This is a genomic window from Taibaiella soli, assembly GCF_003236175.1.
Lineage (GTDB): Bacteria > Bacteroidota > Bacteroidia > Chitinophagales > Chitinophagaceae > QKTW01.
Window position 1 is genome coordinate 252,858 of the sequence record NZ_QKTW01000003.1, and the last position, 15,938, is coordinate 268,795.

At 43.7% G+C, this 15,938-nt stretch carries 11 protein-coding genes; 6 read left to right on the forward strand and 5 right to left on the reverse strand.

Annotated elements, in window-relative coordinates; all coding sequences use genetic code 11:
- Positions 1 to 12: 12 nt before the first annotated feature.
- On the reverse strand, positions 13 to 993 hold the full coding sequence (moaA, locus tag DN068_RS02905) for a GTP 3',8-cyclase MoaA (RefSeq protein ID WP_110997381.1): 981 nt from the start codon (positions 991 to 993) through the stop codon (positions 13 to 15).
- A gap of 300 nt (positions 994 to 1,293) precedes the next feature.
- On the opposite strand from moaA, the gene DN068_RS02910 reads away from it, so the two are divergent.
- The 4 genes from DN068_RS02910 (at position 1,294) to DN068_RS02925 (ending at position 7,566) form a co-directional block, all read left to right on the forward strand.
- Complete coding sequence (locus tag DN068_RS02910; RefSeq protein ID WP_207798840.1) at positions 1,294 to 1,695, forward strand: MarR family winged helix-turn-helix transcriptional regulator; 402 nt, start codon at positions 1,294 to 1,296, stop codon at positions 1,693 to 1,695.
- Positions 1,696 to 1,895: 200 nt separating this feature from the next.
- On the forward strand, positions 1,896 to 3,257 hold the full coding sequence (locus DN068_RS02915; RefSeq protein WP_110997383.1) for a TolC family protein: 1,362 nt from the start codon (positions 1,896 to 1,898) through the stop codon (positions 3,255 to 3,257).
- A gap of 25 nt (positions 3,258 to 3,282) precedes the next feature.
- Positions 3,283 to 4,347 carry an efflux RND transporter periplasmic adaptor subunit gene (locus tag DN068_RS02920; protein ID WP_110997384.1) on the forward strand — a complete coding sequence of 355 codons (1,065 nt, stop codon included), beginning with the start codon at positions 3,283 to 3,285 and terminating at the stop codon, positions 4,345 to 4,347.
- Positions 4,348 to 4,377: 30 nt separating this feature from the next.
- Complete coding sequence (locus DN068_RS02925) at positions 4,378 to 7,566, forward strand: efflux RND transporter permease subunit (RefSeq protein ID WP_110997385.1); 3,189 nt, start codon at positions 4,378 to 4,380, stop codon at positions 7,564 to 7,566.
- Between the two features lie 736 nt (positions 7,567 to 8,302).
- Here DN068_RS02925 and ligD read toward each other — a convergent pair.
- The 4 genes from ligD to recQ form a co-directional block, all read right to left on the reverse strand.
- Complete coding sequence (gene ligD, locus DN068_RS02930) at positions 8,303 to 10,147, reverse strand: DNA ligase D (RefSeq protein WP_110997386.1); 1,845 nt, start codon at positions 10,145 to 10,147, stop codon at positions 8,303 to 8,305.
- A 92-nt stretch (positions 10,148 to 10,239) separates the two neighbouring features.
- The gene (locus DN068_RS22340; RefSeq protein ID WP_110997387.1) at positions 10,240 to 10,881 is read right to left on the reverse strand and encodes a DNA polymerase ligase N-terminal domain-containing protein; all 642 of its coding nucleotides are present in this window, start codon (positions 10,879 to 10,881) and stop codon (positions 10,240 to 10,242) included.
- Positions 10,878 to 11,657, reverse strand: coding sequence for a non-homologous end joining protein Ku (ku, locus tag DN068_RS02940; protein WP_110997388.1), 780 nt, complete (start codon positions 11,655 to 11,657; stop codon positions 10,878 to 10,880). The genes DN068_RS22340 and ku overlap by 4 nt, the downstream gene beginning before the upstream one ends.
- 547 nt (positions 11,658 to 12,204) lie before the next feature.
- Positions 12,205 to 14,382, reverse strand: coding sequence for a DNA helicase RecQ (recQ, locus tag DN068_RS02950; RefSeq protein WP_110997390.1), 2,178 nt, complete (start codon positions 14,380 to 14,382; stop codon positions 12,205 to 12,207).
- Between the two features lie 332 nt (positions 14,383 to 14,714).
- Here recQ and DN068_RS02955 point away from each other — a divergent pair, with 332 nt between their 5' ends.
- On the forward strand, positions 14,715 to 15,533 hold the full coding sequence (locus DN068_RS02955) for an alpha/beta hydrolase (RefSeq protein WP_110997391.1): 819 nt from the start codon (positions 14,715 to 14,717) through the stop codon (positions 15,531 to 15,533).
- Positions 15,534 to 15,620: 87 nt separating this feature from the next.
- Positions 15,621 to 15,902 (forward strand): hypothetical protein, encoded by a 282-nt coding sequence (locus tag DN068_RS22215; protein WP_207798841.1) that lies wholly within the window; start codon positions 15,621 to 15,623, stop codon positions 15,900 to 15,902.
- Positions 15,903 to 15,938: the final 36 nt, after the last annotated feature.

Consider the following 15,938-nt stretch of genomic DNA (forward strand, 5'->3'; position numbering starts at 1 on the left):
TAATATTTGGCTTTAACCGCCAATAGCAATCATGCTGCGGTTTTGAATAGTCTGTGTTTCAATATGGCTGAAGTCTGGCGTGAATTGTCCGCCGAGTGCTTCCGCCTTCTGTAAGATACACTCATGGATCAGTTTTTCCACATCTTCACCATTTCGTAACGCAGTGAGCAGATCTGTCTCCTGTTTGGAGAAAAGACAATTCTTCATTTTACCATCAGCTGCGAGGCGCATACGGTTGCAAGTGCCGCAGAATGGTGCGCTCATGGTACTGATGACTGCGAAGGTGCCTGCATGGCCCGGAACGCGGTAATGTTTCGCCGTGTCATTCGGATCGTCACTGATCTTTTCAAATTGAAAACGTTGCGCTGCGACTTCCATTATTTCCTGCCAGGTAAATACTTTGTTGCTTGTCCATCGGTTGCCGGTGAAAGGCATGAATTCAATAAATCGAACGTGTACCGGCGTGTCTTTGGTCCAGCCGATAAAGTCGTTGATTTCGTTATCGTTAAGGCCTTTCATCATCACCGCATTTATCTTTACAACGATATTGTTGTTGAGCAGTAGCTGTATATTTTTCAGGATCTGATCGTAACCATCACGACGGGTAATCAGTTTGAATTTTTCTGCATTCAGCGTATCCAGACTGATATTGATGGACCCGATGTTTGCATTTTTCAGGACGTCGATAAATTCATGAATGCGGCTGCCATTCGATGTGAGTGTCAACTTTACCGGCAATTTTGCGAGACGATTAATGATATCAGCCGCATCTTTCCTGACCAGTGGTTCGCCGCCAGTAAGGCGTATTTTATTAACTCCGAGATTTACGAATACCTTTGCCAGCGATTCAATTTCGTCGGCCTGCATGAGTTTTGACGAAGGGGTGAAATGATAATCTTCTTCTGGCATGCAATAGAAACACCGCAGATTGCAATGGTCTGTAAGCGAAATCCGTAGATAATTATGTGCCCTGTTGAAAGAATCCTGTATCATTCCACTCAAAGTTACTAAGGAATGTGCTGAATGTGTTTAATGTGTGGGAATGTGTTTAATGTGTTTGTGTTGCTGGCTCTAATGTTATATGCTTCGACTCCGCTCGGCATGACAAAAGTGGGCAAGCATGGTGTTGACGAAACGTGCAACTCGCATTTTTTTGACTTTTGACTTTTGACTTTTGACTTTTGACTTTTGACTTTTGACTTTTTTCGAATTAAATTTGGTTGATACCACAACTAATTATAGCTTTGCCATATGAAATCGGTAAAAAACTTTCCTGATTCGATTTTGTTCCACATGGGAATGTTCAATAAAGCTTTGTTTAACAAGGCTAATAAGATCATCGCCCAGAATGGATTTCCGATTCAGGTGGAGCAATTGCCAGTGGTGATGGTGTTGTTTTACGAGGGTGACCAATCGCAGCAGCAAATCGCTGATAGTTGTGATCGCGACAAATCTTCTATTCAGAGAAGTATTTCTTCGCTTTTGAAAAGAGAAATAGTGCAGGTAGCACAGGATCCGCATGATAAACGAAAGAATATTGTGCATCTGACCGCGAAAGGCAAGAGCCTTGCAAAAGAGATTGAAGAAGAAATCTTTAAGATTGAACACATCATTTTCGGAAATCTCTCTCAGGAGAAAAAAGCATCGTTTATCAAGCACCTGGAAGAAATGCACAAGCTGTTGGAAGACAGTTGATTTTTTTGACCTTAAATAGTTGATATATCTATTGTATGCGTATCAACTAATATTTTTTAGAGCATCTTTTCCCGAAGGTGAGGAAGAGACAGAACAGCGGCCGGGATACGGCATATTTTTTTGACCAAAAATAGTTGATATATCTATTGTATATACATCAACTATTATTTATAAAAGCAGAATTGAACATTCAAAATCAGATGAAACGGTTGAAATTCCTTTTGATTGCGGCAATAACACTATTGTCGGCGGGTATGGCGAATGCCCAACAAGTGCTCTCGTTGCAAGACTGTCTTCGTTTTGCACTGGACAATAACCAGAATATCGCCATTAAAAAGTATGAGCAGCTGGAAGGCGATCAAAAAGTAGTGCAGGCACGTTCGCAGGCATTACCGCAGGTAAATGGCAATGCCAATTTTACCGACAACTTCAAAAAACAAGTGATTGTGTTGCCGGGCGAATTGACTGGTAATCCAGGAACCACAACAGCTGTGCAAATGGGTACCACTTATAACCCAACAGCGAGTGTAGACGTAAGCCAGCAATTATTGAACGTTGGTGTATTTACGGCTTTAAAGGCTGCGGAAACGGGCCGTCATTATTATACGCTGAACACACAGCTCACCGAAGAACAGGTGATTAATCAGGTGGCGCAGATGTATTATCAGATCTGTGCGACGAAAGCAAGCATTAAAATTTTGAACATCACGATTCAGAATCTCGAAAAACTGGTTGCCTCTACTGACGGTCAATATAAAAGTGGACTGGCGCGTAAAATAGATCTGCAGCGTATTCAGGTAAAACTGACCAATACAAAAACACAACTGACTGAAAAGGAAAACCAATTGGTGATTCTTGGCAATAATCTCAAACTCTCGATGGGTATGCAGCCAGGGCAGGAAATCGCCATTGCAGAAATACCGTTGAAAGACATTGAGCAAAAAGTAAGCAGTGACGTAGCAGTCGCAGCGTTTAATCTCAGCAATCTCACGGAGATGAAAATACTGGACGTACAAAAAGACCTCTACACTTTGCAGAAGAAAGCCAGTCAGGCAGAATACTATCCGAAGTTATCAGCTTTTGCCAACTACTCTTACAATGGCATGAGCAACAGTTTTGGTGATATGTTCAAGAATGGCGGTAGTGATGTATGGTACGGGACCGGCGCGTTTGGCCTGAGATTGAGTGTGCCGATTTTTGATGGTTTTAATCGCCGTTCTAAAGTTGCGATGGATAAAATTGCGCTGAAGAAACTGGCGCAGCAGAAAGAGTATACAGAGATATCACTGAACGCTAGTTATAACAGTGCCAAACTTACTTTATACAATACGCTGAATGCAATTCGTTCGCAGCAGGAAAACGTTTCACTCGCAGATGAAGTATATCAGTCCAGCAGTCAAAACTACAACCTGGGTATTGCTTCACTGACCGATCTGCTTGATGCGGAAAACTCTTTTGAAGACGCGCAGAATGCTTACACGCAGGCCTTGCTGAATTACAAACTGGCAGAACTGGAAACGCTGAAAGCAACCGGCAATATCAAAACTCTTTTAAATAATTAATCCACTCATCTACATAAATACTACAATGAAAAAAGCATTGCTATACGGATCAATGGTGATTGCAGCCATCGTGTTGATCTTCTGGAAACTGAACGCTAATAAAAAAGAAAACAACGAGCGTACTGAGCTCGTTAAAGAAAGCAATAACGGTGCAGTTCCTGTACTCACAGAAAAAGTTGCGCCAACTAAATTTGATCAGAATATTCTGGCTAATGGTACGTTTGCACCGGTGCATGAAATTGAATTTCCTTCCGAAGTTTCAGGTCGCATCACAGAGTTGTATGTGAAAGAGGGTAGCGTTGTAAAGAAAGGACAGTTGCTTGCCCGCATCGACAATGAAGTAGCGAACGCTGATCTGCAATCTGCAAAAGCTGCCTTGAGTCAGGCTAAGGTGGACAAAGAACGTTATGAGAAAGCATTTCAGAGCGGCGGTGTTACCCAGAAACAGATGGACGATATGAAGCTGCAATACGATAACGCAGAAGCAAGATACACAGCAGCTCGCCGTAAAGTAGATGATTCTTATATCAAAGCGCCAATCTCTGGAGCAATCAATAATAAGATGGTAGAAGTGGGTGCTTATCTTTCTCCGGGTACCAAAATGTTTGAAATCGTAGACGTGTCCAAACTTAAACTGGTCGTGGCTGTGCCTGAATTACAAGTTGTACAGCTGCAGAGCGGACAAGATGTAAAAGTTACTTCAAACGTTTTCCCAGAAGCAGTGTACAATGGTAAAATCACGTTTATTGCTTCGAAAGGTGATAATTCCATGAACTATCCGGTAGAAGTAGAAGTGACAAATATCGCCGGCAAGGAAGTGAAAGCAGGTATGTACGGAACGGCGAATTTTATGTTGCCAGAACAAAAAGATGCGATTTTGATTCCGCGTACTGCATTCTATGGTGGTGTAAACAGTAACAGCATTTTTGTATTCGATAATGGTACTGCTAAAACACGCAAAGTTATTGCTGGTCGCATTATGGGTGATAAAGTGGAAATCCGTGATGGTCTGAAAGAAGGCGAAACGGTGATCACCAGCGGTCAGGTGAATCTGGCAGACGGTGTGAAAGTAACGATGCAAAAACAATAATCCTTTTCATCATTTCAAAAACGATTTCAGATGAAAATCACAGAAATTTCAATCAAGCGACCAACCATAGTGGTGGTGGTGTTTACCATTCTCACAATGCTGGGTTGGCTGAGTTATAAATCGCTCAATTATGAGCTCCTGCCAAAGTTTTCTTCTCCGGTAGTATCCATTACCACGATCTATCCGGGCGCTTCTCCAAGTGAAGTGGAAACTTCGGTAACAAAGAAAATTGAAGATGCGGTCGCTTCTATGGAAAACGTGAAGAAGCTTACGTCCAAATCTTCAGAAGGGGTATCGTCCGTGATTGTGGAGCTGAACAGTAGTGCCAATGCAGATCTTGGTTTGCAGGATGCACAACGTAAAATCAATACGATTGTTTCAGAACTGCCAGGTGATGCAAAAACGCCTTCACTCAATAAATTCTCGCTCGACGATCTTCCGATTATGACGCTTGCGGCTACGGCCAATATGCCAAGCGACAAGTTTTACGACCTGATGGATAAACGCCTTTCTCCGCAACTGTCACGCCTTCCGGGTGTGGCGCAGGTTTCACTGATTGGTGGTCAGGAACGCGAGTTTCAGATCAGCGTGGATGCAGACAAACTGAACGCTTATAAAATTTCGCTGCTGCAATTGCGCCAGATTATCACGAATGCCAACATGGACTTCCCAACTGGTAAAGTGAAAACATCTGATGACCAGATTCTGGTGCGCCTTTCTGGTAAATATAAAGACGTAGCACAGCTGCGTAATCTTGTAATCGCGACACACCCCGATGGTACGCAAGTTCGTTTGCAGGATGTAGCTGATGTTCAAGACGGACAAAAAGATGCGGAGCGTATTGCCCGTCAGGATGGGACGAACTCTATTGTATTGCAGATCCAGAAACAATCGGATGCGAATGCTGTAGAAGTAAGTAAAGAAGTCAAGAAGGCAGTAGATCGTTTGCAGAATGAATATGCAGCACAGAAATTGCAAATTACTGTTGCAAAAGATTCTTCTGAATTTACTCTGGAGTCGGCTGATGCGGTAATTCATGACCTGATGCTGGCGATTGTGCTCGTAGCAGCGGTGATGTTGTTATTCCTCCATAGTATTCGTAATGCGATCATTGTAATGATTGCGATTCCGATGTCATTGATTGCAACGTTTATTGCGATGAAGATGTTTGGTTTCACACTCAACCTGATGTCTCTGCTTGGTCTTTCGCTCGTGGTAGGTATCCTTGTGGATGACGCGATTGTGGTACTCGAGAATATTTATCGCCACATGGAAATGGGTAAAAACAAAGTACGTGCGGCTTTCGAAGGGGTGAAAGAAATTGGATTTACCGTAACATCTATCACACTCGTAATTGTGATTGTGTTCCTGCCGATTTCTTTGACGAACGAACTGGTGTCAAAAATCCTCCGTGAATTCTGTGTGGTGGTAATGACTTCTACGTTGCTGAGTTTGCTGGTTTCCTTTACGGTCGTGCCTTTGCTGTCATCCCGTTTCGGTAAGCTGGAGCATATCACGGGTAAGAATGCGTTTGAGAAATTCATTCTTTGGTTCGAAAAACAACTCGATACATTCACAAAATGGATGAGCGGTATTTTGAAATGGTCGCTGAACCACAAACGTTATGTGATGATTGGTTCTATCGTGCTGCTGGTGGCTTCGTTTATGCTGGTAGGTAAAGGCTATATCGGTGGTGAATTTATTCCGCAGGGCGACCGTGGTGAATTTATCCTTTCACTGGAATTGCCGAAAGATGCATCTGTAGAACAAACCAACCAGATGGCTTATAAAGCAGAAGCTTATCTGAAGAAGAAACCAGAAATCATCGCGTTGACCACGACTGTTGGTCAGACAAGTGAAGATGGTTTTGGTGCATCACAATCTACAGCCTATAAAGCAGAGATCGACGTGCAGATGATTCCGGAAGAAAAACGCTCCGTGACTTCGGATATTTATGCGGCCCAGATGAAAAAAGAACTGAGTGCTATTCTTACAGGTGCTAAGGTGAAAACCACGCCGGTAAGTATTTTGGGTACTGCGCAGAATGCACCGATTGAACTGGTGGTAATGGGCGCAGATCTGGATAGTGCGATGGCTTTTGCAAAAGTGGCGATGGCTGAATTGAAGAAAATTGACGGTACGAGTGATGTAAAACTTTCTGTAGAAGATGGTAATCCTGAGATCCGTGTGGAAGTAGATCGTGATAAAATGTCTGCACTGGGCTTGACTTTGGATCAGGTTGGTGGTACAATGCAAACCGCATTTAGTGGTACTGCTGATGATGCGAAAATGAAATTCCGCCAGGGCGACTATGAATATGATATCAACCTGAAGTTTGACAACTTCAATCGTAAGAATCTTGCGGACGTTGCGAATATTAGTTTCGTAAACAGCAGAGGTGAAGTGATTAAACTGTCGCAATTCGCCTCTGTAACAGAAAGTTCAGGTCCAAGCCGTTTAGAACGTCGTGATAAAACTGCATCTGTTTCTGTAAAATCACAATTGGTAGGTCGTCCTTCTGGTACGGTGGTTGCAGAATTTCAGAAGAAACTGGATGTGCTGAAACGTCCGGCTGGTGTGAGTTACCTGTTTGGTGGCGATGCAGAAAATCAGGGCGATTCGTTTGGTACACTCGGCGTGGCTTTGCTGATTTCTATTGTGCTCGTGTATCTCATTATGGTGGCGCTGTATGATAACTATATGCACCCGTTTGTCGTATTGTTCTCGATTCCGTTGTCATTGATTGGTGCCTTGCTGGCATTGGCTTTGACAAATAACACGCTCAATATCTTCTCGATCCTTGGTATTATTATGTTGATTGGTCTGGTGGCGAAGAATGCGATTATTCTCGTAGACTTTACGAACCAGATGAAAGCAGAAGGGCAGAGTACAGATGAGGCGCTAATTCACGCGAACAACGCACGTCTCCGTCCAATTCTCATGACAACGATTGCGATGGTGATTGGTATGATTCCGATTGCAATGGCTGCAGGTGGTACGGGTGCTATTAAGCATGGTCTGGCCTGGGTAATCATTGGTGGTTTGATTTCATCGATGTTCCTGACGCTGATTGTAGTGCCGGTGGTGTACAAAATTATCGACGGTATGATGAATAAACTAGGCTTCGGTAAAACCTCTAAGAAAAGACTGGTAACACAGCAATTGAGTTCAAAACTTATTCTTGTTACAAGACATAGTGAAGAAGAAATTGACAACTAATTCCCTCTGAGTATTAATTGTAGATGTTCAAAGAAGGCCGGCCTTATTCTTAGGGCTGGCCCTTTTAATGCGGGAATGTGATGAATGTGGGGAATGCGATAATTGGGTTAATAAGGGAAAAGGTTAAAAAGTTAATAGGTTGATAGGCGTGCCAAACTAAAAGTCAAACGTCGTAAATGAAATATGAATAACTATTGTCACCTGTTTCGTGCCGTGTGCGCGCTCGCGTTTATCATGCTGAGCATAGTCGAAGCATTGCGTTGTGGTCACTCGTGTTTGTCATGTTGAGGCAACGAAACATCCCGGGTTAAATGTATGTTGCATAGTAGGTGCGAAGGACGCTTCGGGAGTCCTCCTTTGGAGGAGCTAGAGGAGGCTTAGCACCTGTTTCGTGCTGTGTGCGCGCCCGCGTTTGTCATGCTGAGCGTAGTCGAAGCATTGCGTTGTGGTCACTCGTGTTTGTCATGTTGAGGCAACGAAACATCCCGCGTCAAATGTATGTTGCATAGTAGGTGCGAGGACGCAGTGAGCGTTCTCCTCCTTCGGAGGAGTAGAGGAGGCTTAGCACCTGTTTCGTGCTGTGTGCGCGCTCGCGTTTGTCATGCTGAGCGTAGTCGAAGCATTGCGTTGTGGTCACTCGTGTTTGTCATGTTGAGGCAACGAAACGTCCCGCGTCAAATGTATGTCGCATGGTAGGTGCGAAGGACGCGGTGAGCGTTCTCCTCCTTTGGAGGAGCTAGAGGAGGCCTAGTGTTTTCCTCATATCAATTCCCTTCTTCAATACAGGCAGCCATAAGTCCCCTTTCTTTTCAACACGTTGCTGAATGGTGTTAATGTTGAATTGATGCGGGTCTAAACCAAATTTTACTTCCTTCCAATCGAGTGGTGTAGACACTGTGGCACCCGGTTTGGGACGAATGCTGTATGCTGCAGCAAGAGTTTGTCCTTTTTTATTTTGCAGATAATCTATGTATAGCTGATCCTTTCGACGTTTGCTGAGTGAACGTTCCAGCGTAGTGAAATCGGGTACGAGGTCGTTGGTCATCTGTGCGATGATGAGTGCAAACTGACGACATTGCTCATAATCATATTTTGCGCCGAGCGGAATGTACACATGCAAACCTGTGGAACCTGATGTTTTACAATAGGATTCTACGCCTGCTCTATCCAGCACCTCTTTCACAGCCAGCGCGGTTTGTACCACCTGATCAAAAGTATTGTTGTCTGACGGGTCTAAATCAAGAATGCAATAGTCTGGATTGTCTGGTTTTGTGGTACGCGAGTTCCATGGATTCATTTCGATACAGCCAAGATTCGCTAAGTAGAGTAGCGTTGGCTTGTCATTACAAACGATATAATCAATGTCCTTATCATTACTTTCTGAATGTACTTTAAATGTTTCCACCCAATCAGGTGCGTGTTCGCCAGCATCTTTGTGATAGAAGAATTGTCCATTAATGCCGTTCGGGTTACGTTTCAGCGATTCCGGACGATTCTTTAAATAGGGAAGAATGTATTTGTACATCCGGTTGTAATAGTCAATCACGTCACCTTTCGTGTAGCCTTCATCGGGCCAGAATATTTTATCGGTGTTGGTGAAATTTACTTTTTTTGTACCCGTGTCAGGTAGTGTTTTCATAGTACTATTTTTAGCTGTAACAGGTTCTGTTTTTTCTGTGGCAACCGGCGCTTCCAGTTTTACGTCTTTGGGAGATTTGTCGGTGCGTAATCCTTCAAATACAGGATGACGGCGGTTTCCGTCGCTGGTTATTTCTGTGAATTTTATCGCGCAGACTAGTTTTGGTTTTACCCAGGTTACCGGTGAATTCACTTTTACTTTTAGCCCGAAAGGATTTGTGTCAGTGATTAAGGGTTTTAATTGATCATACAAACTTTTTAATGTTTTATCGTCAAACCCCGTTCCCGTATGACCGATGTATTTCAATTTACCTTCTTCGAATGCACCTAGAACAAGCGCACCAAAATATTTCCTGCCGCCACGCGGTGCGGTGAATCCCGCTATCACGGCTTCATCCGTAAGCATGTGTTTTATCTTGAGCCAATCGCCACCACGACTATTTTCATGGTAAGTACTATCCCAGCGTTTCGCAATCATTCCTTCCAATCCTACCTTTTTTACTTCGTTGAAAAAATCGATGCCGTCTTCTTTTACATGATCGCAATAGACAATCGTCTGATCTTTGGGCAGTAATTTTTTCAACAGCTCCTTACGATCACTTAGAGGCAAGCCTTCGGTAGATTTTCCATCGAGGCTCAGCAGATCGAAAACATAGTATTTGAGCGGAACATCGGCATCTGTGCCATATTGTTGCAGCAATTGAAAGCGTGGCACACCGCTATCGTCGAGCGCTACGATTTCACCATCGAGAATACAATTATGTTCAATGTTTGAAAGTGCATCTACAACAATCGGATAATTTTTTTCGAATGAAAGACCGTTGCGGGAATACAGGCGCGAGTTATTTCCTTTGATCTCTGCAATCGCGCGATAGCCATCCCATTTAATTTCAAAAATCCAGTCAGGATCGTTGAATGCTTTGTCGTGAAGCTTTGCTAGCATGGGTTTGATGAAGTCTTTATACTTACCTGGCTTGGTGTCTGCGAATGGATGCTTATAATGCGGAACGCGCGGTGGAAGCGGTTCCGGTTTTTCTATGGCTTTTTTTTTACCGCAGTTTTTGTGGCGACCGTCTTTTTGCTGGCAGCTTTTTTTGCAGCTGTTTTCACTGCACGACCTTCGGTGTACACTAGCGCCGCTTTAGTAGCAAAATCTTCACTGTCATAAGGTTCGTCGGTGGCGTATTTATCTCTGTGTTTGATGAGTAGCCAGCTTTTATCATCAGTTTTCAAACGAACCAATGCAAAGTCCCCTTTAAGTTTCCGTCCCTTCATCCTGAATTTGATACTGCCACCTTCCAGCATTTTTCGAAATGCAGCAGCGGTAATTACTTTTCCTTTTTCATCGATCGGTTCGTAGGTGCCGTGATCCCAGACCGTTACGTTCCCTGCACCGTAATTACCTTTCGGAATCGTTCCTTCGAAGGTTGCATAAGAAATAGGATGGTCTTCTACCTGCATCGCCAATCGTTTGTCTGCAGGATTCAGCGAAGGTCCTTTTGGAATTGCCCAGCTTTTTAAAGCGCCGTCAAATTCTAGTCTGAAATCATAATGGAGTCGGCTTGCATGATGTCGTTGCACCACAAAACTGAGCTCAGATCCCGCCTTTTCGGTTTTTCCTTCTGGTTCAGGCGTCTGTTCAAAATTCCGTTTCTCTTTATACTTTGCCAGGCTCATACTCTTACTTTTTTACGCGTTTCCAGACTTTCTTTCAGTTGGTCCATAAGGTCTTTAGACTTGCTCTGCACCATCTTAAACTTAGGCTGGGACACGGTTTTACCTTTCGCTTTTGCCTCAATTATTTTCATTAATGCAGCAGAATAAGTGTCTTTATATTTATCGATGTTGAATTTTTTCGGCGTGAGTTGTGTGATCAGGGATACCGCCATTTTTAATTCAGCGGGTTTCACTTCTGTTTGTTTAGGAAGCGTTAGCTCTGTTGTGGCGCGAATCTCTTCCGGGAAACGTAGCTTGATTACTTCAATCAGATCACCTTCAGCTTTCAGCATGCAGAAATTTTCCTTAGTTCGCATCACAAATGTCCCCAAAGCTACTTTGCCCGTTTCTTTCAAAGCCGCAGCGAGCAATGCATAAGCTCGTTCGCCGCCTTTTGCTGGTTCGCAGTAGTAAGGTGTGTCGAAGAAATTAGCATCGATTTCTTCTTCTTTCACAAATTCATTGATATCGATTGTTTTGCTTTTCTCCGGACTCGCTTTTTCAAAGTCTGCATCTTCAAGCACCACATACTCGTCACCGTATTTATAGCCTTTCACAATATTCTCCCATTCTACCACGCGCCCGGTACTTTCATTGACGCGTTGGAATTTAATGTTCGCATGATTTTTCTTGTCGAGCATATCAAGATCCAAAGTACTCGACTGAATGGCCGTGTAGATTTTTATGGGAATATTGACGAGGCCGAAGCCAATGGTCCCTGTCCAAATGGCACGCATAACGATTCGTTTTAATTAAAGTTACTAAAAAAACATGCCTACGTTGATTTCTGATTTGTTGATTTCTGATGTCTGATTTGCTTGTGTGACCTGTTTTTTGTTGTGTGTCAGGCTTTTAAGGAGTGGGGGATTGCTCGCGGAGGCACAACGGCGCAAATCGGTGAGTTTGGGAATATTTCACGCAAAGGAAATAAGGGAGCAAAGCTTACAAAAATGGGAGTTGAAATGTTTATGTTGCCTGGCCCATTACGCGTCTCAGTAGGAAATCGGTAAAGACCATGTCGTCGTGGCGTTGCGAGAGAAATATTTCACGCAAAGGAAATAAAGAGTAAAGTGATCCTACAAAGTGCGGGACCCTTCCTGCGTCAGGGTGACAATCGCGAGTAATTATGCGAGTACCTGACAGGAAGTGTTTACAAATATGCTTCGTGTCATAGTGCCGTCGTGAGAACCCTTCGACTCTGTTTAAGGTGACAAATGTGAGTGGGAATTCCACGAGAAAAAATCGTGCCGGAAGTTCTCCTCCTTTGGAGGAGCTAGAGGAGGCTTATTGCAGCTCCTGCCGTTCCCACTGTCTTTGCGCTATTCTTAATTCACCGTAAGAAAAATCATCGCCGAGCATATCTTTTGCAGCTTTCAGCGTCTTCGCATGACCGATTTTTTTAAATGCAGCAAGGATTTCTTTCAGCTTGCTTTTAGGAATCAGTTGATCCGCTTTTATTTCACCGGTGAGAATAAAAGAAGTGAGATGGTTTTCAACAGTGCTCGGAGACATGCCGCGTTTATCGGCAATTTCAAAAATGTCAAGACCTTGTTTGAACAAGTCCAGCGTCACTTGTTGCGAATTCGTTTTGGTCGCAGCGCTTGAACTGCTCAAGCGCGTCACAGTCGTAGTGGATTTCTTCGGGCGCTTCAGGTGAATTTTACTGATCAGTTTATTTGCATCTGCATAATCTTGTACTTCGCCAAGAAAGGCGATACCATAGCGGTTGAGTTTATAATCACCCATACCCGAAATTTTGCGCATCGCGTCCATGCTCAATGGTACAAACGTTGCCATCTCTGTAAGCGTTGCGTCGGACAAAATCATATAAGCCGGCACATCTTCTTCATCCGCAAGCATACGACGTACCGCTTTCAGTGCACGCAGTAAGCCAGTATCGTAGGTGTGATTCTCTTCCGCCAGTTTTGTGATCTGCACCGCTTTTTTGGAAACAAGCATCACTTGCATTTGGCCGCGTAAAATCGCTTTACTCGCACTGTTGAGTTGAAGAGAAGGGAAATCGCTACTGTCTTGTGTGAGCAATTGCTGCTGCACCATTTGTTTGATAATCTCCTGCCATTGTTCTTTCGTCGTGTCTTTACCAACGCCGTAAGTAGGCAGCTCTTTATGCGCCGCATGGATTTTATCACTTTTACTGCCGCGCAAAAGATCGATGAGATAATTTGCTCCGAAACGCTCGCCTGTGCGCACTACAGCAGATAATAATTTTTGCGCCTCAACGGTGGCTTCTTTGTGCTCCAGGCTACCCAGACAATAATCACAACTGCCGCAGTATGCAGTGGCCGGTTCTCCGAAATACTGTAAAATATATTGACGACGACAACCTTCATGTTCCGCAAAATTTTTCATTTGCGTAAGCTTCCGCTGTAATACCTCCGTTTGCTCATTGTTATCCTCTACGGTGATGAAATTTTGCAACTTCATGATGTCGCCGGCGGAATAAAACAGCAACGCATCGCTGCGCAGCCCATCACGGCCTGCGCGGCCAGTTTCCTGGTAATAACCTTCCATGTTTTTCGGCACATCATAATGCATCACAAACCGTACGTTCGATTTGTCGATACCCATGCCAAAAGCGATGGTGGCTACCATCAGTTTGGTTTTATCTTTCTGAAAACGGTCCTGTACTTTGCTGCGTTCGTCTACAGTCATTCCGGCATGATAGAATTCAGCAGAAATTCCGTGCGCTTTTAGTTTCGAGGAAATATCTTCTGTTCCTTTCCGCGAAAGCGTATAAATAATGCCACTATCGTCGGGATGATCGTGCAGATAATCCAGTATCTGTTGCAGTGTATTTTTTTTCGGACGAATGAAATAATGAATATTCGGCCGGTTGAAACTTGATACAAAATGTGCGGGCGATTTCAGGCTGAGTTTTTCCATGATATCGCGTTGCGTAATCTGATCAGCGCTTGCTGTCAGTGCAATAATCGGCAGCTTCGGGAAATACCTTTTAATTGCTGCCAATTGCAGGTACTCCGGACGGAAATCATGTCCCCATTGCGAAATACAATGTGCTTCATCCACGGCGAAAAGCGAAAGCGGAATCTGTGAAAGAAAATTCAGGAAATTCTGTTCATTATTCAGCAGTCGTTCCGGCGCAATGTAGAGTAGTTTAATTTGCCCGTGACGTGCTGCCTGCAATACATCGTATTGTTCCTGCGGATGTAAAGTAGAATTAAGATAAGCCGCTGAAATACCATTGGCACGTAACCCATCTACCTGGTCTTTCATTAATGCAATCAGCGGTGAGATAACAACCGTAATACCAGGTAAAAGCAGCGCCGGTAACTGATAACAGATAGATTTACCGCCGCCCGTTGGCATGATCGCCATTACGTCATTACCATACAGTACATTCTCCACAATAGCCTCCTGATGCAGCCGGAAAGAGCTGTACCCGAAGTAGTGCTGTAATGCGTTCTGTATGTCTTGTCTCATAAAATTTTACCAAACAGGAGCGCGAAAATAAGCACTACAATTGACAGTTGACAATGAACAATTGACAGTGTCCTTCATTCATCAGCAGAAGATTATTGGAGAAATGCGTCTTTGCGCCATTTTGCAGACAGCAGGGTTTTTATAAATTTTTAAAATAATGGCTTAAAAGGTTGACAAGGTGAGCACTAATTGTGAAGTGGGTACATAATCTGGGCACTGCCAATTGTCAACTGTCTATAGTCAACTAACTTTAAGTTAGGTTTTAGCTAAAAAGGAAAATTAACCCGAGCATTGTCAACTGTCAACTGTCCATTCTCAATTAATTTTAGCGTATGAATACGTTTCAATGGTTCTTTAAAGGCGTCCGGCTGGCAGGTTCTACCTGGGAACCGGAAACCATTGACCGCGTAATAATAATTGTGCATGGAATTGGTGAACATATGGGACGTTATGATTACCTGGCACGACATTTCATTAAACAGAATTACCTGGTAACAGGATTAGATCAATACGGTCACGGAAACAGCGAAGGCAAGAGGGGCACGACCAAAGGTTTCGATTTTTACTTCGATTGTCTCGATGCATTTATTCATTACGTAAAAGAAGAATGGGGTAAGCCGGTTGTCGTTTATGGACACAGTATGGGCGGCGGCATATTAGCAGGCTATTTATTGAAGCGGCAACCGCAGTTGTTGGCCGCTGTGCTTTCCGCTCCCGCATTGATTCTTGCAAGTGAACCTTCTTTGTTGTTGACGAAAACAGTTGGCGTATTAAGTAAACTAGCGCCTGACTATCGTATTAGTCAGGGCGTGGACCTCAACAAAATTTCGCATTTGCCGGAAGTGGTCAGTTCTTTTAAAAACGATCCATTGCATTTTGATAAAGTAAGTCTGCAGCTGGCATATGAAATGGTTCAAAATGGTAAATGGTGTATCGGACATGCGAATTTACTGCAGATACCTACGTTGTTGATACATGGTGATGCTGATGAATTTACCAGTATCAAAGGTTCAGATCAGTTTGCTGCAAACGCACCGAAACAATTCATTTCTTATAAAAAATGGCCGGGCGCATTTCATGAACTTCACGCAGAACCTGACAGAGATGAGTTTTTGGGTTTTGTGGAAGGATGGCTTTCTTTAATGCGGTAATGGGGTTAATTGGTTAAATGGGCAAATGGTTAAATCGGTCGTTATCTACTCCTGGCCGTCGTTCAATAGTTAAACGTGTAATAAGTTGTGATAAAATATCTTTTGCGTCGTCGTGCCGTCGTGAGAGAAGCCTTTGCGTTTTTTCTTCTTATGCGTGTTTGCGTGAAACCTGCCCCGCGTTTGTCATGCCGAAGCAATGAGGCATCCCGCGGAAGGAAGGAAATGAATCGTGCAGGAAGTTCTCCGCCTTTGGAAGAATTAGAGGAGGCCTACCCGCCGGCTGTCACAGATTTGTCATTTGGCGGCAAAAATCAATGGTTTATCGATTTGATTTCCGTTTTCATAAATGGTTTTTTCCCGATTGTGTAAATGGATGGTGAATGCAACCCCTATTTTTGCGGTCCA